This is a genomic window from Vibrio sp. TRT 1302 (assembly GCF_050113875.1).
In the GTDB taxonomy this organism is placed as follows: domain Bacteria; phylum Pseudomonadota; class Gammaproteobacteria; order Enterobacterales; family Vibrionaceae; genus Vibrio.
This window is the reverse complement of record NZ_JBNJOF010000004.1, coordinates 37,887-62,610: the sequence shown is the minus strand read 5'-3', so window position 1 is coordinate 62,610 and position 24,724 is coordinate 37,887. Positions and strand designations below refer to the sequence as shown.

Sequence of the window (24,724 nt, the reverse complement as noted above, 5' to 3'; positions counted from 1 at the left end):
GGCTCCCTTATTGTTATGAGCAGTTAACGCGAGCAACTGAATAGTTAGGCAAGCTCTTGATCTTGGCCGTCAAATCTTGAATACGCGTACTGTGTGAAGGGTGAGTAGAAAGAAGCTCAGGTGGTTGACTACCGCCTGATGCTTTGGCCATATTTTTCCATAGATCGATGCTCTGGTTAGGATCAAAACCAGATTTAGCCATCAATTCCAAACCAACCAAATCTGCTTCGGATTCTTGGGTACGACCATAAGGCATCAGGACTCCGTACTGAACGCCTAGCCCCAGAGCGGCCATTGTTGCTTGTCGATATTGTGCGTAATCTGATGAACCAAGTGCGATGCTTGTGATTTGTAAGCCGGCATTGGCTATTTGCGACTGGGATAGACGTTCATTGCTATGATCCGCCAATACATGAGCAATTTCGTGACCGATAACCGTTGCCAATTGATCCTGATTAACTGCGACATTAAGTAATCCAGTGTAAACGCCGATTTTGCCCCCTGGTAAAGCAAAGGCATTGACTTGGTCACTATCAAAGACCACCACATCCCAACTCATAAACCCCGGTTGCTTGGGGACATGCTGAGTGATTGCGTTGGTTACACACTGCACATAGGCGTTGATCTTAGGGTCTTTACTCACGGTTTGCTGTTGTTTCATTTGTTCAAATGATTGCGCCCCCAATGAGCTCATATCCTGATCAGAAAACAGCAATAACTGATTGCGTCCTGTTGGAGATGAAGTACAGGCAATCGCGGTCAATGCCGCAGCAATCGTTGAAATTTTTAACCACGTTCTCATCGAATTCTCCATTTCAAACGCAATATTACAATTGGTAAATCATAACATTAGGGTACAATCCTTGTTAACCATAGTTAAAAGTAGATTTAATCATGAGTATTTGGAAACAGCCGATCAACTTAGAGCTTCTTAACCACACATCAAAAAACACTTTGATAGAGCACCTCAATATTATTTACACCGATTTTGGTGATGATTTTATCTCTGCGACTATGCCGGTATGTTCCTTTACCCATCAACCTTTAGGCATGCTGCACGGAGGAGCATCGGTTGTTCTTGCGGAAACTCTCGGGTCTGTTGCTGCAAATTTCTGTGTACCAAAAGGAAGTTATTGTGTTGGCTTAGATATCAATGCTAACCATGTACGTTCAATGCGAAGCGGGCACGTGATTGGAACGGCGAAACCCATTCATTTGGGCGTTTCGACTCAAGTATGGCAGATTAACATTACCGACGAACGAGAAAGACTGGTCTGTACTAGCCGACTCACCATCGCGGTAAAATCAAAGCGTAAGACATCGGTTGATGCTGAAGGTGCCAGCAAATGATGATCCCGTTTAGTGGCGGTAAGATCATCGCTACGGCATTTGAAGTGGTAATTAGGCTCGACGGAGTCCACATGGTGAGCTTGCAAGCACAGAACGATGCTGTGACTTTAATTGGTAGAGGTGCGAATGTAATTTCAGCCAATGGTAGTGAGACAAAGTGGTCGGTTAAATTGGATAGTGAACAACAATTAATCGAGCTGTCTCAGCAAATAGGCTGTGAGATACAATAATTGATTTATCGCTTGATCCATTGCGACTAAATGGGGAAACTCGTTGTTAGATTAACAATAACGAGTTTTCCTCTTTATGAGCAGCCCTAGACTAAGAGTCCAATTTGAAACCCTGTTTGAACATTACAAAGGTCAAGACTGTGGTGTACAGCTCGAAGAAATCACAGAGATCTTATTCTGCACCCGACGAAATGCCCGTATCGTTCTCAACAAAATGGAAGAAGAGGGCTGGTTAGAGTGGCATCCTGCCCCTGGACGAGGAAAACTTTCGCAACTCATATTCAAGCGCAGCCGAGCCGATGTTAGTGAGAATCTTGCTCGACGATACTTGGAAGAGGGAAAAATTGGCCAAGCACTAAAAGTGCTAGATCATGATAGTGCTAAACTTGCCCAAGTGGTGGAGAGTTATCTTGGTATCGTCCATCAAGAGGGTCAACAGGTTGTTCGTCTCCCTTATTACCGCCCATTGACGACGCTTAATCCAAGCGTACCAATGCGACGTTCCGAACTTCATATTACTCAACAAATCTTCAGTGGGTTGACTCAGATTGATGAGTCTGAGCAGCTAAAACCTGATCTTGCCCATACATGGGAAATGCTCACTCCAACGCATTGGCGTTTCTATATCCGACCGAGTGTGCGTTTTCACAATGGTGATCTACTCACCATGCAAAACATTGTTGATTGCCTTTCGTCTCTAAAAAGTAAAAATCTTTATTCCCATTTTTCACGTGTAGAATCTCCTGCACACCAAATAATCGATATTCACTTAACACAAAACGATTACCATCTGCCGCTGCTGCTCTCCGAGTCCTGCGCGAAAATCATGCTACCAAGTGAGAGCAGGGCCGACAATTTCGATCTGTTTCCGATCGGAACCGGTCCTTATAAAGTGGTGCAAAATGATAATAAACGCTTGGTATTGCAAGCATTTGATGGCTATTTCGGCTTTAGACCGTTACTTGACAGAGTGGAAGTGTGGGTAATTGACGAAGCGCATTCATCGATGGTGTTTCCAAGTCTATCAAAGCCGATTAAGCCGGACGTTGCAAACTATGGCGATGAAGTCGAACTTGATCCTGGATGCACACTGTTACTGCTCAATCGTAAAAATGGGCTGGCGGTGAGTGATGAATGGGCGAGTTATTTTTGCCATCGATTAAGTACACTCAACTTGTTCCAGCAACTGCCACAGGAAAAAATCGTTGAGCTAGGTGTTCTGCCTGCTCATGGGCTAAAGCCAGGCTGGTACCATCATACAAAACAGGGTTACACCTCACCACCGTCTTACCGAACCGTTACGATTGCTTACCACGCTCAGCACCCAATGTTTCCTACGTTAGTGAAATGTATTGAAGCGATACTCAAGCACGATGGATTGAGCGTGAATCTGATTAAGTATGAGTTGACAGTTGACGATACCACTGAGGTGGATATTTGGATAAAACCGATGGGAATTGCAACCAATCGAGATGATGCGCTAGCAGGTTGGTTGCTCAATTACAGTGATATTGAAGCCTTAAGCATTAGTAAAGATTTCGAATATTGGACCAAAGTAGTAAAACAGTGGCAAGCAACAGAAAATGCTAGTTTTCCAGCGAAAGAGCTAGGGAAATCTCTGGCTGAAAAGATGCAACTTATCCCAATGTTTCATTGTTGGTTAGGAGTCAGCAAAGACCAGTGTGGGGCGTTACAAAACGCTAAATGTAACGCTTTAGGCTGGTTCGACTTTAGTAAAGTATGGGTAAAACCAGCCTTTGATCTCACTTTTGAACAAAAAGAAGAGTAGTTATTTTGGCAAAACCCAATAAAAAACAGCCCTCTAAGACCGTAGACGTATTGTGTGCGAAATGTAAGTCTCACCTGTTTAAATACCGAAAAGGAGGCAAGGGGGCTCTAGTTAAATGTTTTAAAGAGCGAATAGTTGAAGATCACACGGATAAGCCCTGTTTTTGTCCGAGTTGTGGTATCGAATTCGCGAGGGATACATTAGTTCGAGGCACGCCAGCATTCAAGATTATTGGCGGAAAAGTCACTATGAAGTAACCAATAGTCAGAATATTCTTTTGTGGCATTTTCTCCCATCATGAATAGCGATAATTGTTTAAAACACGCTTGAGAGTGCGACTTTTGATCTGAGTCGATAAAAAACGTAAAAATCTCGTTAATAGGTATCATTGTTTTGTAAAGGTGTTAGAATAGCCGCAGTTTCGTTTCGGTTTTTCCAACTTTACATTAGGGGTTTACAATGGAGCTAGGTCTCATCATTGCTTTCATCGTTGCAGCAGCTGTAATGGTTAAGAAAGAGATGGCAAGCGCAAAATAATCGGTTTATTCATACCAATTTCTCTTTTCCTTTTTTGAATGAACCTCAAAAAGCTCCTTAATAGGGGCTTTTTTAGTTTCTGGCTTCGCTATCAACAATTTTGTTATCCGCATAGCTTTCTCGCCATAGGTAGTATATTTACTCAATGAAAGTGATAGTAATTATCATTTGTATTTGTATAATGTGCGCGAGAACTATAACTTAACATGAGAAATTACGGATAATGAAAGCCAACTTCAGCCTTGTAGCATCAGCAGTGGTGCTTGCTCTCAGCGCAACTAATGTCCATGCTCAGGACACTACGACATTTGATGAATTGGTTGTTACAGCTTCTTTAGCTGATAAAACAAATCAAGATAAAAGTCGTTCTTTGAGTGGCATAGATCGTCAACAGCTTGAAGAAATGCAACCCAATTCTGTTGCCGAAACCATTAAGTATGAACCTAACTTAACTGCCGTTGGAGCGAATGTGGCTGGGAACCAGTCCATCAATATCCGCGGCTTAAGCGGTAATAAAGTTCTACAAGTAATTGATGGAACGCGACAAAATATTCAATACGGACATCGTCCAACCTACTTTTTAGATCCAGCACTACTTGGTAGTTTAGAAGTGGTCAAGGGGCCGATAAGCTCGCTATATGGTTCAGGTGCGATTGGCGGTGTTGTCATTCAAAATACGCTGACTGCTGATGATTTGATTGAAGATCAGGGGCTTGGTGGACGAGTAAAACTCGGCTACCAAGACAATGGCGATGTATGGACAAATTCTGCTGCAATAGCAGCGAAGAAAGAGGATGTAGACTGGATTCTGGCCGGCAGTTACAGTGATTCAGGCGATATGAAGCAAGGTAACGGCGACACGCTTTATGGTACCAAATCAGAAAATCTGACTGGTCTTGCGAAATTAAACTGGCAAGTAAACGAAGCCCATAAATTGGGAGTAAGCCTCAGATACGCCGACCTTGATGGGCGTCCGCCAGTCGTGGGCGATTCTAGTGGGCAGGTTAATGACCCAGATAAGCTGATATCGCGAAAAGTGAAAGATTCATCTATCGCACTAAAATACGCCTATAACCCAGACTCGGAACTTATCAACTTAGAGTCGTCTTTGTATAAAAACAGCTCCAAGATCTCTGAGCGTGACCCGAGATACACGTCTGATGATATTTCAGAGATTGATACAATAGGGTTTAACCTAAATAACCAGTCTGAGCTAGGGAAGTGGAAAGTCCTTACTGGACTGGACGCCTATCGAGATCAGCTTGATGCTACTCGTGCAGCGTCTGTGTCAGGTCGACCAGATCTTCCTCAAGACGCTGAGACAACGAATCTTGGTGCGTTTGCCTATATTAACTACGATATTTTACCGACGCTGATGCTAGATGCGGGTATGAGATACGACCGCTTTGAATCTGAAGCTAAGGGCTATGACAACACTACCAAAGATTCTGTATCACCTTCAGTGGGATTGGCATGGCAAGCTCAGGAGTGGATGCTATGGTCGTTACGTTATGATGAAGCGTTCCGAGCTGCGAATACATCAGAACTGTATATGACTGGTACCCACTTCTCTATGGGGCCAGCGTCCAATGACTTCGTACCTAACCCTGAGCTAAATCCTGAAAAATCTCATAACATTGAACTTAAGGGTCAGTTCGACTTTGAAAATGTTTTTGCCGAGGACACACTGTCATTTACTGCGGCGGCATTTAGAAATAATGTGAAAGATTTGATCAATCTTGATGTGACGGTACCTGACCGTGCAAGCATGATCTCATGTATCATGGCGTCAGGCACCTCGTGTGGTGGTACCAGTACTCAGAAAAACATCGAAAATGCACGTATTGAAGGTTTTGAGTTAATGGCCAGCTATGCAGTATCAAATCTTGAATTGGGACTTTCTTATGGACAGACTCGTGGTAAAGATAGCGATACTCAAGAGTGGCTATCTTCGATGCCAGCAGATAAATGGGTCGCGAGTGCTGAATACGGACTGTGGGACTATGACACCAAACTTGGCACCAAAGTAACCTTGGTTGCCGATCAAGAGCGCCTACCAAACGACGATACGACAGGGCCTTACCAAGATTACGCCTTAGTTGACCTCTACGCGTCTTGGGAGCCAAGTGAGCGACTTACGGGGCTAAAGGTTGATTTTGCAGTAATTAATGCAACGGATGAAAACTATCGACAAGCTTGGACACAAGTGTATCAACCAGGTCGTTCATTCCGAATTTCCGGTCAATACAATTTCTAGCAAAACTAATGACATACCAGCCACCTCTTGAGGTGGCTTTTTTAATCTAAATGCGCATACTAGAACCTTATCGTGCTAACGTATCAGGCAATCTTTGTCGGTAACAAGTTTAAAGGCGACACACAACAACATGCAAAGTCCAATAACACTTGAAGCATTGCATATACTAGATGCTATCGAACGACGTGGCAGTTTTGCGGCTGCCGCCAACGAGCTAGACCGCGCCCCGTCATCACTGAGCTACCAGATCCAAAAGTTGGAACAAGATCTCGACATTATGATCTTTGACCGTTCTGGTCATAAAGCGAACTTCACCGAAGCAGGTAAACTGATCCTTGAACGTGGTCGTGCGATACTTGCGGCAACAGAAAAACTTGTCAATGATGCTAGCGTGCTTGCAAACGGCTGGGAGCTCGATATCACTCTCGCCTATGATGGTATTATTCCGGTTAATAACTTTTTCCAAATGGTCAACGACCTTGGCAACGTAAGCTCTACTCGTATCAAGTTACAAGAGGAGATCCTTGCGGGCTGTTGGGAGTCTCTTAATACAGGTCGAGCCGATCTGCTCGTTTGCCCAAAGATGGATACCTTGCCTCAGGATGTTAAAGCAGAGGTGATTGGGAGCATGGAAATGGTTTGGGTTGCTGCGACGGATCATTACGTCCATAAACGTAGTGGCCATTTTGATGATAAAGCGCGTGAAAAATATCGCGTGATCGCCATCGCCGATACGGCTCGCGAACAACCGGCGATCAGCGTGAACATTATCCAGAGGCAACCCCGTTTGACGGTGACCAATTTCGCAGCCAAGGTTGATGCGCTTAAAGCCGGCTTAGGCATAGGTACCTTACCTAAAGTCCTTGCGACAGCAATGATTGAACGCGGTGAACTCAAGGCAATTACCGATGTTGAATCTCAACCGATCGACATTATCCTTGCATGGAAACGCAATAAAATTGGCGAAGCAAAATCTTGGTGTATTCAATACTTAATGAAACACTGGAAAGCAAACGCAAAGATGTAAAACAAAGGGAGCTGAATCGCTCCCTTCGTATTAATCATTGAGTGGTAACACCATGTCGGCGATGCCGTCCTCAAACTGAACATCGAGTTTAAAGCCGAGTTTTTGTGCCAGCATTAGCATTCCGCGGTTGGTTGGCATCGTCATCCCAGACATCTGCTTGGTGCCTTTGTTGCGGCAGTACTCTATCACTTTGGTCATCAGTACTTTGCCCAAACCATTTCCTTTGAGATCTGAGCGAATCAAAATGGCGAACTCAGCATCTGTATTTTCTGGGTTAATCAGCGCTCGAGAAACGCCGATAATAGGGCAACCTTCACGAGACTGACTGACGGCTACAAATGCCATTTCTCTGTCGTAATCAATTTGAGTTAAATTTGCTAATGCCTCGTGATTAAACTCTCCGACGTCACTGAAAAATCGTTTGTAGAGATCTTCTTTAGAGACGTTGTGAATAAAATCGGCATGATGAGGCTCATCTTCAGGAAGTATTGGTCGTAGTAATACTTCTTCGCCATCTTTTAGGGTGATGAGTTCTTCCGACTCTACAGGATAAGGACGGATAGCGAGTCTCTCTTGAGCATCACCTTCATAGCGCTCTAGTATAAGGTCTGCATCTAAGATCGTAAAATTGGAACCGTTAGCCAGTACTGGATGTATATCCAGCTCGTGAACTTGCGGGCAATCGACCACCATTTGAGAGATTCTTACCAATAACTCTGACAATCCGTGAATATCCATTGGCTCTGGAAGTTTCTGCGGTCGAATCTTGCCATTTTTGATCGCTCGGATGATTAAATAGCGTGCGAGTGCCATGTTGAGTGGAGGAAGGGCACTGGCTGCGTCTATCGACTCATCCCATTCGGAACCGCCTTGACCAATTAAAATGACCGGGCCAAAGGTTTCGTCTGTTTTGACTTTAATTCGAATCTCTTCTCCGCCGGCGAGTTTAGCCATCCCCTGTACTAACAGACCATGGATATTCGCTGAAGGGTACGAGAGCTTAGTCCGATCTAGTATGGCTTCAGCGGCACTGGCTACCTCGGCACTGTTACGCAAATTGAGCATTACCCCCTGAACGTCAGACTTATGTGCGATATCAGGAGAACGAAGCTTGACGGCAACTGGGTAACCAATTTGCTCGGCGACATGGACGGCTTCGCTTGAATCTGACGCTATCCAAGTTGGCAGGACGTTAAAATTAAAGTGGCGTAAAAATGGCCCTATTTGGTGTGTATCTAGAGATACTGTATCTTTGTCCAGTAACTTTTCTTCAATCCACTTTTTCGCTTCATTTATCTCAGTCACGTGCACTGGCTCAGCGGTTGTGGGAGTTTCCATCAACTGCTTTTGGTTACGCCTATATTCCACAAGGTGCATGAATGCAACCACCGCGCTTTCAGGAGTGCGGTATGTGGGAATGCCCGCCTGAGTAAAAATATCTCTTGCTGGTTTTGCGGTGAGTTCGCCTGACCAGTTAGTGAGGAAGTTAAAGCGTTTATGCCTTGGATGGGATTTAATCGCCTCGACTAAAGCGAGGGCGGTTTGCTCTGATTGCGCGACAGCGGACGGACTGTGCATGATTAAGATCGCATCTGCACAGTCGGTATCCATAAGAGCATTGAGAGTATCAACGTAGCGCGTATGATCGGAATCACCAACCATATCAATGGGGTTGTTATGGCTCCAGCTGGCTGGCAAGATCGTGCTGAGTTTCTCTATGGTTTCCTCAGACAGTTCAGCAAGTTGGCCGCCACGCTCTAGTAATGTATCGACCGCCATGATAGCGGGCCCGCCACCGTTAGTGATAATGGCCAGACGTTCACCCCGTAGCGGTACAGAGTGAGTGAGAGTTTCAACCGCTGCGAACAACTCATGCGAATTGTTAACTCGCAACATACCAGTGCGCCTTATGGCTGAATCATAAATAATATCGAGAGTATCGTCGCCACCAGTATGCGCCCTTGCAGCGATACGTCCGGCTAATGTTTTTCCTCCTTTAAGCACTAAGATCCTGCGGTTGCGAGATGCGGCGCGAGCGGCAGACATAAAACGCCGAGCATCTTTGATGGTATCGACATAAAGCAAGATTGCTTCTGTATGTGTGTCGGTACTCAAATGATCGAGTAAAGCGGCAAAATCAATATCAAGCGCATTGCCAAGTGAAATGAACGCTGAAAATCCGATGTTTTTGTCATTAGCCCAATCCAGTATGGTTGTGCACATAGCCGCGGACTGAGAAATAAAAGCAATTTTGCCTTGTTTAGCGGTAACGGGCGAAAAGGAAGCATTAAAATTGGCCCAAGGTAAGATTAGTCCAAGACTATTAGGGCCAAGGATTCGCATGCCACTCTGTTTTGCTATTTCCAAACAGGCATCTTGGATACTTACGCCCTCGTCGTTGGCAAAATGCATATCGGCAGAGAGGACAATGACCGTTTTTACCCTTTTGTGCGCCATTTGCTCAAAAAGCTGCTGATTATAGCGAGCATGGGTACATAGAATCGCGACATCAGGCACGATTGGCAGATCATCTATCGTGGGGTAGGCGAGAACACCACAAACCGATGAGTATTTCGGTGTAACAGGCATGATTGCGCCTTCAAATCCACCGTGTAAAAGATTTTTCATCACGATATTGCCAGCGCGCATCGGCTTAATTGACGCGCCGATAACGGCAACAGAACGAGGTTTCAAAAGATGATTCAAGTGACTCATTGCGGATGCTCCAAAGCGGGCGATGAAGAATATCCTATCTAACCTTGCTTGCGATTGCTTGGAAGATTTGATGTTGTTTTAATCAGATCACTGGGGTTCCAGCTCAGTTTGTGCCTTATGTCACAGACTATTGATATATAATTAGAATGTTGGGTTGATTCTCAGCGTTTCTAACGGCATGATTTACAGTAATTTCTAGTTAAGGCATTTGAAAATTTCATGAAAAAAATTGCGATTGTTGGCTTATCAATGGTGCTTTCTGCATGTGTGTCGAACAAATACGTTACTGACGTCAGTTCAGAAAGCTATCGTGAAGAATACAAAGCAGCGAAGGTTGAACAGCCTGTTGTGACACAGCAAGGAGCGACTGCCGACATTACTGAGAGCAATGTCGTGGCTATGGAGAAGCCAGTGGTTCAAACTAAACCACAAACTAAGCCAGCCGTAGCAATTATCCCGCCGACAGCAAAACAGCAAGCAATGAACCCACGCTATGGTTTCACTATTCAGGTTGTTGCGGTCGGTTCTCAAACAAAAGTGGATCACTTTGCACGCAAACTTCCTCGCGATAATCAGCCGATTTGGGAAAACTACAAAGTGGTCAATGGTACCAAATGGTACACTGTGCTCTACGGTGATTACGCAACACGTACCGATGCTAAAGCGGCAATAGCTGAACTACCTGAAGAATTCCGCACGCTTCAGCCTTTTGTTAAGAGCATTGACGAAATCAAGAACTCGCAATATCCAACGCTGAACAAGCTAAATTAATGAAGAAGGGGCATTTAGCCCCTTTTTTCATGCTTAATTAATGGTCATTCAAACGGTATTGTTGCTTTTTACGGCCTAAAACCGTGTAAGTTAGCGTACTTTTTATTATCATGGCCAAACTAATCCCTCTGTTGTATCACGGAAAGATCTACTAAATGACTAATACGACAATTTTACTTCTTTGTGGCGGTGGCTCATCAGAGCACGAAGTGTCACTCGTTTCCGCTAACTTTATTCAATCTCAGCTAGAGCTTACGCCAGAGTTCAAGGTTATTCGTGTCGAGATGAAAACAGATGGATGGTATACCGAGAGCGGTCAACTTGCGTATCTAGACACGAACTCAGGAACGATTAATACGGATAATGAATCAGTAAAGCTTGATTTCATTGTTCCGTGCATCCACGGTTTTCCTGGAGAGACGGGCGATATCCAATCTATGTTAGAGTTGGCGGGCATTCCGTATCTAGGTTGCGGTCCTGAAGCAAGTTCGAACAGCTTTAATAAAATCACTTCAAAACTATGGTATGACGCGCTAGGTATCCCAAACACACCTTACATCTTTTTATCAGATAACAATGAACAAGCATTCCAAGCGAGTAAGGAAGCATTTGAAAAGTGGGGCAGCGTATTTGTTAAGGCGGCCCGTCAAGGTTCTTCGGTTGGTTGTTACAAGGTAACGAATATAGAGCAATTACAGCAAGCGATTAATGACGCCTTTAGCTATTCAGATCAAGTGTTGGTGGAACAAGCAGTTAAACCTCGTGAACTTGAAGTTGCTGCATATGAATATCAAGGCAAGCTTTATATTTCTAAACCAGGTGAAGTCATTGCTCCGGAAGATGCTTTCTACAGCTATGAAGAGAAGTACAGCGCTTCTAGTCATTCGAAAACAGAAGTTGAAGCATCTAACTTAACTTCACAACAGCTCGAAATGATTCGCTCTAGCTCAGAAAAAGTATTTACTCAGATGCGACTAAGACATTTATCACGTATCGACTTTTTCCTTACACCGGAAGGTAATATCTACTTAAATGAGGTTAATACTTTCCCGGGAATGACGCCGATTTCGATGTTCCCTAAAATGCTTGAAAACAATGGTCATAAGTTCGCCAATTTCTTAGCCGATTGTGTGCGTCGTTCACTTTAATTCCAAGGTTTGAAGCTTTTAAAAGCTAACCGTTCAGCCGCTGCTTGTGTCCTGTTGCCAAGATATTGATAGGGCATAGCAGCGCTTTGCCATCGACCAAAGTGTTGAATGTCTTTTACTTTAACACCTTGGTCGGCCATTTCTGCGACAGCACCGACCCGCAGCGACTGCCCCGAAAATTGTAGATCCAATCCCAGCTTATCGCTGGCAGCCCTCAGTATGCGATAGATGGAAGAGTCATCGAGTGATGACGAGTTTAGATTGCCGTGTTTATCAATTGCGCTGAATAATGCGCCTTGATGAATGCCTCGGTATGCCAGCCACTTATTCATATACTGTGTTGCTTGAGATGATAACGGATACTGGTTTTGACCCAAGATCACGCATATATTTTCTTCCCCGCATTCTAAATCTTGGAAACTGAGCTTCTTTAACTCTGAACGCTTTAACATGCACTCAAACATCACGAAATAGATAGCGAGATTGCGAATATGGCTTAGCTGAGTAGAGTTCGCCAACTTCTCTGCAAGATCGTCTAGATGCGAGCGTGTAAAAGGTGTCGTAGATTTAGCGTCTTGCTTCTTATTGATGCGGAGTTGCGATAGAACCGTTCTAACGGCGACGCTAGAGGTTGGGTCGCTGTCTGCAAGAACTCGGTGAATAAGACTTATTGTTACACTGTAGCGTTTTATCGTTGCTAATTTTCGGTGCTGTGATTCTTTCTCTAGAAATAACCTGACCGCGGTGGCAGAAGCAGGCAGAGGACAAACATGCTTATTGACACAGAATTCTACAAACAAGTTCCAGTCTTTGCGCATGGCTAACAGTGAGTTACGTGCGTAGTTACCTTCTGTTAACTCATCGACATCGTCTAAACTAATGCATGAAGAGAACTTTGAAACAAGGTTCTTTTTTAATGCTTCATCTGTGATGACACGAACAGTTTTCCTCATAATCACGCACTATAACCAATAAACTTGTACTAAATATACTTGAAAATGAGCAATTTACAATTATTATTAAACTTACCGTATAAGATGATAATAATGATTATGGCTGCTGCAACTTATCGAGGCTTTACCCTCAAAACTGCTGGAAACTCTACAGAAATTTGGCAAGTTCAAATTAAAAATCACCTGCTGTCAGGAAGCATGGCTGCAGTGAAGAAAAGTATTGATTGGTTTTGCGATACTGCAACGATCATTGATCCAAAAGAGTTCAGTTCTCTCGCCAATAAAAAGGCAGGTTCAGGTAAACCATCCCAAGAAAATTTCCACGGTTTCACCATCAAGAATGATACTGGTGAACCCAACGCATGGTATTGCTTCTTCAATGGCCGTCTAATCAAAGGCGGAAAACTTGCTATTCAGAAGCATATAGAGGCATACTTGCTGGCCAAACAGAAAGCAGAACAGCAACAGAAGAAATAATATGACTCTTGTATATAGTACTGACGTTGGTCGTATCAAACCAGAAGTTCAAAAGCCCGAAAGAGAAAAGGGCGATGGTATCGTTCGAATAGAGCGCCAAACTAAAGGTCGCAAAGGAAAAGGGGTTTCAATCGTAACCGGTCTAGATCTAGACGATGCTCCGTTAAAACTACTCGCTGCAGAGTTAAAAAAAGTTTGTGGCTGTGGTGGTTCCATTAAAGATGGAAAAATTGAAATTCAAGGTGACGCTCGCGAAAAAATCAAAGTGTTCCTTGAAAAGAAAGGCTACACAGTAAAATTGGCTGGTGGTTAATTAGCCTCAATTCCTTCTTTCGTAGGGCAGGCTGGCTGCTCTACTTACATTCATGAATCATTCTTCCTCTCACTAGTCACCCGTTTATATTATTAAGCTTGGTTAATGCGCAAGTCTCCTTTTAGTTATTCAATAATTTATCGAATAACTTGAATCTTACCATTCAATAAAACTGTATTAAATTTAGATTTAACTAATTTCTAATATATAAATCAATGCATATATATTATATTTAAGTTTATTAATTGATGTTTGATTATTATATTAGAATGTGTTGCCTTCATATTGTTGTGGAAAAATACTCATTTAATTTCGGACTCTTCTTACTTTTAATTTGCTCAACATATAATAACCTACCTTCGCTATGTTGTTTAATAAACATATAAGACTTCACGATTTAATATTTCATTAAATAAGAATAAATGCATATTGAGCATTGTGATTTAGTCTAATATATCAGAAGGTAGTAATATGAAAGAAGTAAAAACATTATATTGTCTGGGTGCGTTAATATCAGCTGGGTCACTGTTCGGTTGTGGGGGTGGAGATTCAGATACCATCATCAATAATGGTTCAAATAAACGACCAATTGTCGAGGCTACTCCTCAAATCACTTCATTAGATGTGGACTATAGCAACGGACTGTTGAGCCCGACTATAGAATGTACCAGTTGTGATCCTGATGCGCTTGAATTTAAGTGGATAGCTGATGACACTATCGTAAGTAATTCTCCAACCTACGTTTTTGACCCTAATATAGCTACCGATGGTTTGATTAAATTAGAGGTGAGCGCACGTGGGGTTAGTAACAAAACAACCACCGAATCTGTTGTATATCAAATTAGGGAAATTGCGGAAATCTATGCGAGTCATTCTGCATTCGCAGCGAGGACTACATTAGGTGAGGTCGTTGCTTGGGGAGCGACTGAGTCTGGTGGTAACACTTCAAATGTGGACGTTTCAACCGATGTTACTCAAGTTTATTCAACAGGATACGCGTTTGCCGCACTTAAAAAAGACGGGGCCATCGCTGTTTGGGGACATAACCTATTTGCGAACAATGCAAACAATTTCGATTTTACTGGTGGCGTCAAAGAAATCTATACCAATGAAATATCTTTCTCAGCTGTTAAAAACAATAATATGTTAGTTTCTTGGGGGCTTGTACCAAATTCTGTTGTTGATCTCTCAAGTGGAGTAAAAGAAGTATTCGTAACGTCTGGTGCGTACGCTGCGCTAAAGAATGATGGTTCCGTTGTCACGTGGGGAGATCGCGATTTGGGTGGTGATAGTTCGACAGTTGACCTTTCGTCAGGCGTTGTGCGCATATACAACAACCAGGTCGCATTTGTTGCTGTAAAAGAAGATGGCTCAGTCGTGAGTTGGGGTGAAGATGAAAGTGGCGACACCTCAATGGTTGATTTTTCTGGTGGTATCAAAGAAGTTTACGGGAACAACAACTCATTTATCGCAATAAAAAATGATAATTCGGCAGTTACATGGGGTAGCAATACGGCCCTAAATTATGATTTTACTGGCGGAGTAAAAGAGGTCTATGTTAACGACTATGCCTTTACAGCGATTAAGCACAACGGCAACGTTGTAACTTGGGGAACAGATGCTTGGGGTACCAATTATGGTGGTGATAGCTCGCAAGTGGACTTTTCTGGTGGAATAAACAAAGTTTACTCCACAAGATATGCATTCGCAGCTGTCAAAAATGACGGTTCAGTCGTTGCTTGGGGCGATCCAGACAGTGGCGGTGAGATCCCACAAGATTTAGATTTGTCATCGGGCGTAAAGGAATTGTATTCAACTGGCGCCGCATTCGCTGCACTTAAAGATGATGGAACGGTTTTAACCTGGGGTGACCGCAATAAAGGCGGGAATAAGGGTAATGTTGATTTATCTGGTGGTATTCGTAAGTTTTACTCAAATGAATATGCATTTGCCGCGATTAAAAATGATGGCACGCTTGTAACTTGGGGTGATAATCAACATGGCGGTGATAGTTCTAAGATAATAAATCAATTACAACCAAGCTTTACTTTAATCGAGTCATCGCTATAAAGGTTTATAAAAGGCCAACTAGCATATTATTTATAACCACAATCTAATTATCTTTGGTATCTTAGTAAATCTCTTAGGAATGAATTTACGTTAAGCAGGTTTACAAGAAGAATTTACGTCTAATCAATGTCAGGCTGCATTAGCAGTATAAATAGTGGTGAGATTTGTATGAACGACAATAGATGTAAATTACCGAAGTGGATAAGGTTTCAGATAGCCTAGAGCCATCCATAAGTAACGATCCTAATAATCAGTAAGTGAATCTTTGATTATCTTACTGATTATTAGGTATTTTATGGTAAATCAATTATGTTGGGGGCAATTGCTTAGCTGTATCAATAATTCATTTAACATAACGTACATAATACGCACTTAGATATCAAAAAGTCCCACCAAATCAATCCCTTGTAAACCGCACGTCTTTACGGTCATTCCATTTCACTAACTCTTTGTTCCGATTCCATTTAATCAATTATTTATAGGATTAATGAGAACGTTGGGTTTGAAACTGAACTAATGAGTTAATAAATACAAAAAGCGCAATTCCCGCTTTTTGTGTGGTTTGATTGGCAATGTCTATCAATAACAAAACAAATAAAGAAATAAACAATCGTTTCGCAAAACGTTTTCTGGAGGAAAATCACATGCTCACACCCAATTTTCGTCAGTTAGTTCAGCAACAATTTATGGATCTTAACCAGGCTGCGGCGTTTTTTCATGTTCAACCCGTCACGGTCAAACGTTGGCTTAATGGCACGATCCCGGTCAATCCGATGGCTGAGAAACTGCTCAATATTAAAGCTCGCGGCTATTTGCCTCTCGATATTCGCTGGGAAGGTTTTCGGGTTCATGAAGAGCGCGCCACGTTGCTCACGCCGGATAGACGCGAGTTCAGTCCCAAAGAGCTAGAGAATTTTGCTTTGTGGCGCGATGAACATCGCCAACTGGTGAAGTTGTATGGCCGATTGAAGGATCCGTGCCCTACGCCACCGGTGCCCAATTTGCCGCCGTTTCGTGGCGGCCGACGTGTTGAGCCTAAGCCCTGGGTGCCGGAGAAGTTTAAGTGATGCCTGGAAAGTTTTATAAGGTTACTGTTTGCTTAACAGAAATCGGCGCAAGTCTTGCTCGGCACGCATCACATTCAAAATGATCGCTTTATCATTTTCTACTTTGTAAAAGATACGGCACGGCTCGACGATGACCTCGCGGTAACTGAGATATTCGAGCTCGGGCGGTATGCGGCCTGATTCAGGAAAGGTCTTGAGGCGGTCAACTTTGGTGTAGACGGTGTTCACCAATTGCTTAGCGGCGACGACATTGTCGAGTGCGATGTACTCGGCGATGTCGTTGAGATCCGCTAAGGCAGCCCCCGTCCAGACTATTTCAGCCATTTTGCCAGCTTTTCCTTGGCTTCTTCATGACTGTATGTATCGCCGTTGGCCAGAGAGCGTTCTCCGCGTGCGATGCCTTCCAAGATCGCCAAACGGTTTTGCATGAACTCATAGTCTTCAACATCGACCAGATATGCAGACGGTTTGCCGTGCTCAGTGATCAACACCGGCTCTTTAGTATCGTGCAGATCGGCCAATATTTTTGTGGCCTGACGTTTTAGAGAGGTAACCAGTTCTACTTTCATGTGTGTGGCTCCTTAGGATAACTTGAAGTGATACTATTCTATCACTTTAGTCCAGAGGACGTAAGGAGCAATTTACTAAGCGTGTCTTTACGCTCAGAATGTTTATATATTCTGTAAATCTCCCCTAATTAGTTGCGCCCACAATTAGAGGTTTCTTTCATCAGACGCAAAAAAGCCTACGCTTGTGGGCTTGTCGTTTAGTCATATCTGAACTTGAAGAGTAATTCTCCCATACCTATGCCGTCAAAAGGTAAATAGCGTTGCTCAGTAAGTTGCGTCAGTGCTCTCTTATCGTCTTCGGTTAATTCAATTAACACTTTATTTTCTTTGCTTCTGGTTAGCTCCCCGTAAACAGGAAGACTCAACCAGCCTTCTTTTTTCAATATCGTTAAAGCGTGTTGTTCATTTTCACTTTCAAGGGTTTGGATGAGCTTATCTCGTTCAGAATCCAAACATCTAGACTCTGCCAAGCTATATAAATAGACCACAACGCTAGCTTGTTTTTCTCGTGGTAAAGAAAGTAGCCAATCATTGACTGGATATGGGTTATTTTTGCGGTTTTCTTTGTCTCCACACTCATCAAACTTTTGTATAAAGCTTGTATATGCTTCTATTGCAATTATGGATTTAAGTCCCAAATGTGCTGGAACTTCGACTTGAGCATAGGTCAAAGGACATCCTATGAGTGCAAAAATACTACATAGCCTGATACACACACTTCCAAAACTCATGCTCTGCTCCTTGAGATTTTAGCCATTGATTATATGCGATTTTTTCAATTTTCTTTCTGTTAACCTTGTTAATAGAAGTCATTATGCTAGCAAATCCCTCCCAATCATACACCGCAACATTTGTCAGCTTTTCATGAGGTTGACCCTTTAGAAAAATATCAAAAAACGGGATCACGGCGACCACTTTCGCTAACAGGTTCGCGCTTTCTATCGTATCGATAATCTCTTCGACCGCTTTAATGCCCGACACGGATAAACGATCCGGATCCATTTCACACTGTGCAATATTTATCATCATCAAGCCTCTACAGGTCTTCGCCAGTCGTCTACACCATAAGTACTCGCCATATGGTGCACCCACTCTATTTTGCGGTAGTTGAAAAACAGGTTTACAAATTGGTTTGTATTGCTTGCTTTATCCTCTCTGGAGTCAGGCAATAGCAACTGAATCTCACTCAATCGAGCGTTGGTCAAAGATGTGGAAAAAAAATGCTCCTGCTTTCCACTTATCGACATCCGATACCAATCGAGTGAAACCGATTCTAAGGCTTCACCTTGGCAAAGTGCGTTGTACAAAAGTGGTAATGCGCTGTTGATTTCACAAGTTACTTTCAATGGGCCATGAATCCGTTGTCCGCTTGGCTGACCACTTTGACGGTCTGTCGGAGTGACAACCGAATGTCCGATGCTCTGAACTAAGATTTCATTTTGATGAGCCTCTACGGCCTTATCTCCGATCGAATCGTGCGAACCTGCTTTTTGGGTGATAAACCCTTGATTAGTTCCGATGATACGTAAATAACAAGGTTGTGGCATAGTTGATACCCAAATGGTTGTATATCTTCATTAAACCTACCAAACAAATTGTGATCGGTTCAAGAAAACACATCCAAAACGCCAACGTTCATGAACACATATCACGCCGGGCAATAATCCGCTTGCTTTAGATACAAAACGGCCCACATCTGTGGGCTAAGTGTATGAGTCAATTGTTACCATTTAGAGCCTTCTATTGTTCGTATAGCTAACAGAATTAGAAGATTTCACAACGCAGTGACGGTGTCACAATTCATCCAATGGGCTAATTAAATCACGCAGATGCGGGACAGGAATTAAACAAACATACCGGATATGCGCTCACTACGCATTGTTACGCCGTAACCCAGCTTGTTGCTGCCTATGTATTAGAATCAACAAAATGGGCTATTAACCCTAATACCCATCTACTTTTGTCACAGTGTCACTACTTGAGGGCTTGTTTAACTGGCTCTAATTGCCAATCGTTGTAAGCATATGAGCGTGCGCTAGCCATATAGCGTAGGTTCAAATTGCGATTTGAAAGCAGTATTTCGACGAATAGATCGTTTTCACTACGGCTAACGGGCGTAAACCTCAGAACGTCGCCATGACAAGTTCTTGCAAACTCCAGAGGCGTTCCGTTCGCAAGAATACTAACACTTTCACTATCGACGAAATACTCACTGCTTCCGCACTCTACTCCTTGAAGGGTCATCGAAAGTTGCTTGTGTTTAGCCACTTCTAGTGTGGGCAAAGCAATAGACTGTGCGATAACGTCTTGTTGTTTCGCGATTGCAGGCGAGGCAGTTATAGCCAAAAAAACAGCAGCTAGGCTGAATTTAGTCCGTAGGTTCATTCTGTGTTCCTGTGATTCACTATATTTCTAAGCCTATCAGACACATCACAAAATGGAATCCAATTCATCAACTAGTGTGACGTGTTTTCAGTACTTTCAAACCACAACACCAAACTTCCCCCAAACAAACAGCACATAGATGCCATGATATAGCGATTGGGGAATCGTTACGCCGCAACACCGCAGAATAATGCACTAGCCGACAGTAAGTGCTTGCACACTGCACTTTCAATTGTGTAATTTAATTACAACCCCTGTTTGCTTAAAACTACCGGCAGTATAAAATACCAAGCTAAGTTATTGAAATTAATTAAAAAGAAAGGTCGTTCAGCAGTTGGCGCTCTGACTTTCAACCACTTACAGAATTGACGATTTTGGAGTCAATGGAGTTACGTACGTTGGACTGGAGGATTCGGGTTATTGTTTGTTAATGCGTAGATTTAGTTATAGTGCGTCTTGAATTGGAGGTATAAAAAAAGAGCAGTTCCCTGCTCTCTTTATCAAGTTTAGTGTTTTCTCGTCGATTACTGTTTGGCAGCTTTTTCTCGAATCTGTTCAGCGACAACTTTAATCGCTTGTGCTGTACTCATGCCCTCTGCCATTAGTTTTTGAATTTCTTCGACTGCTTTTTGTTGTTGTTCGTGTGTCAGTGGTGGCAAATCGTCAAACATAAAAAAGGCTCCTAATATTTTAGGAGCCGACTATATTACGAATTACAGTGAAAGGCTAGTAACCTACCCCAGCGATTTAGTTAGTAACTTGTCAGGAAGTTAATGTAGGCTCCCATAGAATTTTCGTTGGTGTAACTCGCGCCAATATCAAGTTGGAATAGATTTAGTGGAGACAAGCCAATACCAGCAGTAACCGTATCATCTAGGTTGTCGTAAGCCAGATTGCGGTTCCAACCTGCACGCAGTTTTAACTGACGCATGATGTCGATCTCACCACCGACTCTTAGCATCTGAGTGTTGTCGTTAAAGTTGGTGTAGCGCTCTTCTTCATTTAAATCGTAGTCAACACTAATAGTCGCGTAATCTGCAACCAATCCAACACCCACGGTATAAAGTGGTCTCATTTGGTAAGAGTAACTGACAGGATCAAATGTGCGACTTTGCGTTGCATCGATTCTAGAAGTTACAGTAGAACCAGCCAACTCCTGAGTATTAATGTCACGAGAGACTAAGTTTGTTGCAGCAAAACCAACTCTAAGCGGACCATAAAACCAGAGAAAGCCGGCGTCCATATTGAACATGGTTTCACCAGTGCCGTTATCGCGAATGTCTTTAATGTCGTAGTTGTTCAAGTTCGCTGAATATACATACGTGTAGATCCGCTGAAGCTTTGGCGTAATACCGAATGAAATGTGTTGGCCTAAGAATGTCTGATATTTAGCTAATGAAATACCGACTTCCGTCACGCCGACACCAACAGCATTTACTGCACTTAGTTCTGCATTGATCGCAGGGTTAAGTGCTGGGTCGATACCACTGTTAGCGCCTTTGTAAATATCTGTTTGCGCAAATGACTCTGCATACGCTTTGCCGAACACATTCGCCGCTATGTATCGGTTTGGTATTGCGAATGCAACGACGCCGCCAAATTCTAGTTTTGCAATGTCACCTTCAAGTGCATTTAAGGTCGTTTCTAGTTCTGATATGTTTGAATAGTCACCACCAATCGCTTTGTCGATTAAGCCTGCGGCCTTGTCGAGATCATCAACCATCATATGTTCATCGCTATACGATAAACCAAAACTTGGTGTGATCATGCCAACGTCATCATTACGACGATAGATTGCAGTTAGTGCTGGGTTGTAGAAAGGAGCAGTTAGAAAATTTGCAGAGACAACGCCAACGCCACCCATTGCGTCTCCGCGAGCTTCAATCGCGTAGTTAGCTGCTGAGGCCGTTCCCGAAGCCAAAGCGATAGACAACGATAAGAGTGTTAGTTGTTTTTTCATATCGGTATAAACTTTTTTTATTCCATGTGTTTATATCGACCTATTGTCTATCAACTTTAATTATTCCTCTACTGAAACATCATACGTTTTACTAATTATTTGTGATTGTTCAACAATTATCGGCCCTTGCCAACGTTGATGGTTAATCGCAACCGCTAAAACATAGCGTCCTGGCTCGATACCAATGTTGCCGAGTGACGTTGGATAATCTGCATCAACAGTTTGACCCCAGACACGAACATAATTGCCATCGACATAGTCATAGACCGATGTATCCAGCTTAGGCAGTGGGCAATGTGGATTGAGTAAAGCGTTACGCTCTACTTTCCATTGGGCTTTTGCATTCCAGCGCACTGAGACTGATGCTTTCGGTTCCCCTAAAATTAGCCATGAACTCCAAGATGTCTGATCTGCGGCTGTGACATCAATTCGATATAATCCCATGGTGACGCGACTATTTAGATTATATCGTTTGGTGTAGACCTTAGTTCCGACTTCATTGTCTTTTGGGGTCGTCTCAGTAAAGGTATTGTCTGTCGAAATTGTCTTAGACACCCAGCGCGTTAAAGAAATGTCTTTTATCTCTTTGCTGGCCTCGACTTCAACGATGGCACGGTATGCATCACGGCCAGGACTTTGAATATCTGTCCGACGTACGATGACATTGCTGATCCATTGAGGTAACGATTTATTGTCGAGTGTTTTACCGCAATCTATTTCAAGTGACTGGAGTAAAAGGTCATTGAGATGAGGTGTGATAGACCGATTTTGTTCCAGTTGCCAAACTTCTACTAGAGACGAAAACATAGACGGAAGATCGTCATTGAGCAGATGCTTATGCGCCTGTGTTAATGGTGAATTGCTTTCGAACCAAGGTACTTGTATGGCTGAAAGCGGTGCACTGACCAACAGTGCACCGAGTAATAGGCTTGGTTTAACCATTAGGCTTTCATTTTGTATCCAACGCCACGAAGCGTTTCAATCTCTAAACCAGGTAACTTTTGACGAAGCTGCAACACGTGTGTGTCTACAGTACGAGTCGTTGGGAAATGGTTGTATCCCCAAACATGGTCTAGTAGTTCATCACGAGTAAACACTCGGCCTAAGTTACTTGCCAAAAAGAGCAGCAAATCGAACTCAGTACGCGTTAACGTAATCGATTCGTCTCGGTAGAAAACTTCACGAGTTGCCTTATCGATGATCAGATGCTCAGTAACCACTTTAGTGTCGTCAAAAGAATCACCTTCAGGTGCACGCAGTTGAGCTCGAATGCGGGCAAATAATTCCGCTTCGGCAAAAGGTTTGGTCAAATAGTCGTTCGCACCTGCGTCTAAACCCATCACCTTGTCTTTAACCGTCACTAGTGCAGTCAGTAGGATAACTGGCACATCTTTCAGCTTTTTCCACTCTACAAGGTGGTCAACTGAGTCACCATCAGGTAACTGACGATCAAGAATGACAAGATCCGCTTTTTCCCAGTACTGCGTTACGTCAGCAATTGTTTCTGAGTGGAAACATTCGTATCCCGCTTGTTCAAGGCTGACTAGCAGGCCATCAGCTAAGTTTTTGTCATCTTCAACGAGAAGCAGTGTCTGTTTCACAAGGTATCTCCAAAATAAACGTTGTTGGTGGACCAACTAGCGACATTTTTCCGCCCATCCTTCCAACCATAGATTCTACGATGGTTAAGCCTAATCCTAGGCCACTTTTACTTACAAACGGCTTTCGAAGTTGACGCCAATCTTTAGCAGACAACTCGCCCTGATCCATCACTTTAACCGTAATTTTTTGTTTCGCTGTTGTCACATCAACAACAACGGGTGCAACACCATACTTAACCGCATTGCGTATTAAATTGTCTATACAGGTTCCTAACCAATATACATTGAGTTTGGCCGCGACGTCTTGGTTTATGACAAATTTGACGTTGCTATTAAACTCTTCTTCAACTTTAAATTCTAACCACTCTTCAACCGATGGTACCCAGTCTGTTGCAAGAGGTTTGTTATCAGATTGCAAGTAATCTTTACTCGCTTCAGCAAGCTGACGTAAACGTCGTGAATCTTCACATAACCGGCGAAACTCGTCATAGACAGTTTCGGGTAGCTTTTCAAACTCACGGCGAAAGCCTTCGACCGTCAACGACAAACTGGCGATCGGTGTACGCAGCTCATGAGTCAGAATTTGTAAAATCAGCATTCGGCTCTTCATCTCTTGTCGCTTTGTATTCCAGCGATAAAGAGACCAGCCCATCACCAACAAAATATTGGCAATAACCAAAACCACCATACTAATGCGTAAAACATCAGAGTGGTCTTCAACTTCCCAACACAAATTGCCGCGTTGAACAAAACAACTTGCACTCGAGTCTCTTAAATTAAAGGTAACCCCTGCTGTCTCGATGTTCTTTCGCCATACGCTCTCTGGGAACACGAGATAATTATCATTTTGGCGTAACCATAGCTCGTTACGCTCAACGAACATGCTCGATCCGGAAATCAAAGCAAGAACAGCATCTTCGTTCATACGCTGTAAACGTCCCAGTAACGTCGTATCTGAAGCGAGTTCACGCTCCTGAATATGCATGTACTGTTGCAAATTCTCCAACTGGTCAGGATGCCCTAACACATAGCGACTGGCATATGTGCCACCGCCCGGATGAATTAACGCACTGCGAGCAAACCATTTTTCGCTCAACTGAGTTCCCTTACACATCGCTCTTGTAAACACCAGTGGTTCGGTGATCAAAGGGCTGAGTGGAAGTTTACCTGTACAGTTTTGTGCAAGGTTATAGAGACGTTGAACATCTCGCAGCGGATACGTGGCGGTCTGAGGCAGCATAGATTCAGGCGTGAGCAAACGTGTTGGATAGTCAGACTGCAAACTACGAATATCGTAAGACACCGTCGCCTGCGACTCATCAAATAAATCCACAAATCTGTCAATGCGCTCTGGCAGCGACTCAGCGTATACGCCACCCGACTGTAATGTCAGGCCAATTATCGCTGCTTTTAGTATCGTCTTTATCAATGCAAAAATTCAATAAATCAGTAGGTTAGATTTAGAGTAAAACATTATGACAAAAATACAAAATCGAAATGTGATA

At 43.2% G+C, this 24,724-nt stretch carries 26 protein-coding genes; 12 read left to right on the top strand and 14 right to left on the bottom strand.

What is annotated here, in order from left to right; translation table 11 throughout:
• Positions 1-13 precede the first annotated feature (13 nt).
• Positions 14-802 carry a M48 family metallopeptidase gene (locus ACQEXP_RS07410; RefSeq protein ID WP_426969134.1) on the bottom strand — a complete coding sequence of 263 codons (789 nt, stop codon included), beginning with the start codon at positions 800-802 and terminating at the stop codon, positions 14-16.
• A gap of 92 nt (positions 803-894) precedes the next feature.
• On the opposite strand from ACQEXP_RS07410, the gene ACQEXP_RS07405 reads away from it, so the two are divergent.
• From ACQEXP_RS07405 to ACQEXP_RS07380, 6 genes are all read left to right on the top strand, one after another.
• Positions 895-1,350: a hotdog fold thioesterase gene (locus ACQEXP_RS07405; protein WP_426969132.1), complete on the top strand. Its 456-nt coding sequence runs from the start codon at positions 895-897 to the stop codon at positions 1,348-1,350.
• Positions 1,347-1,580 carry a DUF3389 domain-containing protein gene (locus tag ACQEXP_RS07400; protein ID WP_138971484.1) on the top strand — a complete coding sequence of 78 codons (234 nt, stop codon included), beginning with the start codon at positions 1,347-1,349 and terminating at the stop codon, positions 1,578-1,580. Before ACQEXP_RS07405 ends, ACQEXP_RS07400 begins: the two co-directional genes overlap by 4 nt.
• A 76-nt stretch (positions 1,581-1,656) precedes the next feature.
• Positions 1,657-3,369: an SgrR family transcriptional regulator gene (locus ACQEXP_RS07395; RefSeq protein ID WP_426969130.1), complete on the top strand. Its 1,713-nt coding sequence runs from the start codon at positions 1,657-1,659 to the stop codon at positions 3,367-3,369.
• A 5-nt stretch (positions 3,370-3,374) separates the two neighbouring features.
• Complete coding sequence (locus ACQEXP_RS07390) at positions 3,375-3,626, top strand: hypothetical protein (protein ID WP_426969128.1); 252 nt, start codon at positions 3,375-3,377, stop codon at positions 3,624-3,626.
• Between the two features lie 503 nt (positions 3,627-4,129).
• The gene (locus ACQEXP_RS07385) at positions 4,130-6,163 is read left to right on the top strand and encodes a TonB-dependent hemoglobin/transferrin/lactoferrin family receptor (protein WP_426969126.1); all 2,034 of its coding nucleotides are present in this window, start codon (positions 4,130-4,132) and stop codon (positions 6,161-6,163) included.
• Between the two features lie 130 nt (positions 6,164-6,293).
• Positions 6,294-7,190, top strand: coding sequence for a LysR family transcriptional regulator (locus ACQEXP_RS07380; RefSeq protein ID WP_269374778.1), 897 nt, complete (start codon positions 6,294-6,296; stop codon positions 7,188-7,190).
• Positions 7,191-7,220: 30 nt separating this feature from the next.
• On the opposite strand, the gene ACQEXP_RS07375 is transcribed toward ACQEXP_RS07380, so the two are convergent.
• Positions 7,221-9,905: a bifunctional acetate--CoA ligase family protein/GNAT family N-acetyltransferase gene (locus ACQEXP_RS07375; protein ID WP_426969124.1), complete on the bottom strand. Its 2,685-nt coding sequence runs from the start codon at positions 9,903-9,905 to the stop codon at positions 7,221-7,223.
• Between the two features lie 219 nt (positions 9,906-10,124).
• Here ACQEXP_RS07375 and ACQEXP_RS07370 point away from each other — a divergent pair, with 219 nt between their 5' ends.
• The gene (locus ACQEXP_RS07370) at positions 10,125-10,676 is read left to right on the top strand and encodes an SPOR domain-containing protein (RefSeq protein WP_426969122.1); all 552 of its coding nucleotides are present in this window, start codon (positions 10,125-10,127) and stop codon (positions 10,674-10,676) included.
• A 155-nt stretch (positions 10,677-10,831) separates the two neighbouring features.
• A complete protein-coding gene (locus tag ACQEXP_RS07365; protein ID WP_426969121.1) occupies positions 10,832-11,824 on the top strand; it encodes a D-alanine--D-alanine ligase in 993 nt (330 codons plus the stop codon).
• Here ACQEXP_RS07365 and ACQEXP_RS07360 read toward each other — a convergent pair.
• Positions 11,821-12,777, bottom strand: a complete 957-nt coding sequence (locus ACQEXP_RS07360; RefSeq protein WP_426969119.1) for a tyrosine-type recombinase/integrase — start codon at positions 12,775-12,777, stop codon at positions 11,821-11,823. The two genes, ACQEXP_RS07365 and ACQEXP_RS07360, sit on opposite strands and share 4 nt — an antisense overlap.
• Positions 12,778-12,876: 99 nt before the next feature.
• Here ACQEXP_RS07360 and ACQEXP_RS07355 point away from each other — a divergent pair, with 99 nt between their 5' ends.
• The 4 genes from ACQEXP_RS07355 (at position 12,877) to ACQEXP_RS07340 (ending at position 16,704) form a co-directional block, all read left to right on the top strand.
• Complete coding sequence (locus ACQEXP_RS07355) at positions 12,877-13,254, top strand: DUF3319 domain-containing protein (RefSeq protein WP_269375430.1); 378 nt, start codon at positions 12,877-12,879, stop codon at positions 13,252-13,254.
• A gap of 1 nt (position 13,255) precedes the next feature.
• A complete protein-coding gene (gene yciH, locus ACQEXP_RS07350; RefSeq protein ID WP_426969117.1) occupies positions 13,256-13,567 on the top strand; it encodes a stress response translation initiation inhibitor YciH in 312 nt (103 codons plus the stop codon).
• A 471-nt stretch (positions 13,568-14,038) separates the two neighbouring features.
• Entirely contained in the window at positions 14,039-15,637 is a 1,599-nt protein-coding gene (locus ACQEXP_RS07345) for a hypothetical protein (protein ID WP_426969116.1), read from the top strand.
• A gap of 644 nt (positions 15,638-16,281) precedes the next feature.
• Positions 16,282-16,704, top strand: a complete 423-nt coding sequence (locus tag ACQEXP_RS07340; RefSeq protein ID WP_426969476.1) for a phage protein — start codon at positions 16,282-16,284, stop codon at positions 16,702-16,704.
• A 21-nt stretch (positions 16,705-16,725) separates the two neighbouring features.
• Here the strand turns inward: ACQEXP_RS07340 and ACQEXP_RS07335 are convergent, their stop codons facing one another.
• From ACQEXP_RS07335 to vxrA, 11 genes are all read right to left on the bottom strand, one after another.
• A complete protein-coding gene (locus tag ACQEXP_RS07335) occupies positions 16,726-17,028 on the bottom strand; it encodes a type II toxin-antitoxin system RelE/ParE family toxin (RefSeq protein ID WP_426969114.1) in 303 nt (100 codons plus the stop codon).
• Positions 17,016-17,273 carry a type II toxin-antitoxin system Phd/YefM family antitoxin gene (locus ACQEXP_RS07330; RefSeq protein ID WP_239926897.1) on the bottom strand — a complete coding sequence of 86 codons (258 nt, stop codon included), beginning with the start codon at positions 17,271-17,273 and terminating at the stop codon, positions 17,016-17,018. Before ACQEXP_RS07330 ends, ACQEXP_RS07335 begins: the two co-directional genes overlap by 13 nt.
• Before the next feature lie 197 nt (positions 17,274-17,470).
• Entirely contained in the window at positions 17,471-18,004 is a 534-nt protein-coding gene (locus tag ACQEXP_RS07325; RefSeq protein WP_426969111.1) for a hypothetical protein, read from the bottom strand.
• The gene (locus ACQEXP_RS07320; protein ID WP_426969110.1) at positions 17,970-18,302 is read right to left on the bottom strand and encodes a hypothetical protein; all 333 of its coding nucleotides are present in this window, start codon (positions 18,300-18,302) and stop codon (positions 17,970-17,972) included. Before ACQEXP_RS07320 ends, ACQEXP_RS07325 begins: the two co-directional genes overlap by 35 nt.
• Positions 18,302-18,820: an Hcp family type VI secretion system effector gene (locus ACQEXP_RS07315; RefSeq protein ID WP_426969108.1), complete on the bottom strand. Its 519-nt coding sequence runs from the start codon at positions 18,818-18,820 to the stop codon at positions 18,302-18,304. The genes ACQEXP_RS07320 and ACQEXP_RS07315 overlap by 1 nt, the downstream gene beginning before the upstream one ends.
• Positions 18,821-19,247: 427 nt before the next feature.
• Positions 19,248-19,658, bottom strand: a complete 411-nt coding sequence (locus tag ACQEXP_RS07310; protein WP_426969107.1) for a hypothetical protein — start codon at positions 19,656-19,658, stop codon at positions 19,248-19,250.
• A 524-nt stretch (positions 19,659-20,182) separates the two neighbouring features.
• A complete protein-coding gene (locus ACQEXP_RS07305; protein ID WP_006880120.1) occupies positions 20,183-20,329 on the bottom strand; it encodes a YoaH family protein in 147 nt (48 codons plus the stop codon).
• An 80-nt stretch (positions 20,330-20,409) separates the two neighbouring features.
• Complete coding sequence (locus ACQEXP_RS07300) at positions 20,410-21,618, bottom strand: conjugal transfer protein TraF (RefSeq protein WP_426969105.1); 1,209 nt, start codon at positions 21,616-21,618, stop codon at positions 20,410-20,412.
• Positions 21,619-21,678: 60 nt separating this feature from the next.
• Positions 21,679-22,560, bottom strand: a complete 882-nt coding sequence (locus tag ACQEXP_RS07295) for a DUF2861 family protein (RefSeq protein ID WP_269378462.1) — start codon at positions 22,558-22,560, stop codon at positions 21,679-21,681.
• Positions 22,560-23,219, bottom strand: a complete 660-nt coding sequence (gene vxrB / locus ACQEXP_RS07290) for a response regulator transcription factor VxrB (protein ID WP_138970607.1) — start codon at positions 23,217-23,219, stop codon at positions 22,560-22,562. The genes ACQEXP_RS07295 and vxrB overlap by 1 nt, the downstream gene beginning before the upstream one ends.
• Positions 23,194-24,657: a sensor histidine kinase VxrA gene (gene vxrA, locus ACQEXP_RS07285; RefSeq protein ID WP_426969474.1), complete on the bottom strand. Its 1,464-nt coding sequence runs from the start codon at positions 24,655-24,657 to the stop codon at positions 23,194-23,196. Before vxrA ends, vxrB begins: the two co-directional genes overlap by 26 nt.
• Positions 24,658-24,724: the final 67 nt, after the last annotated feature.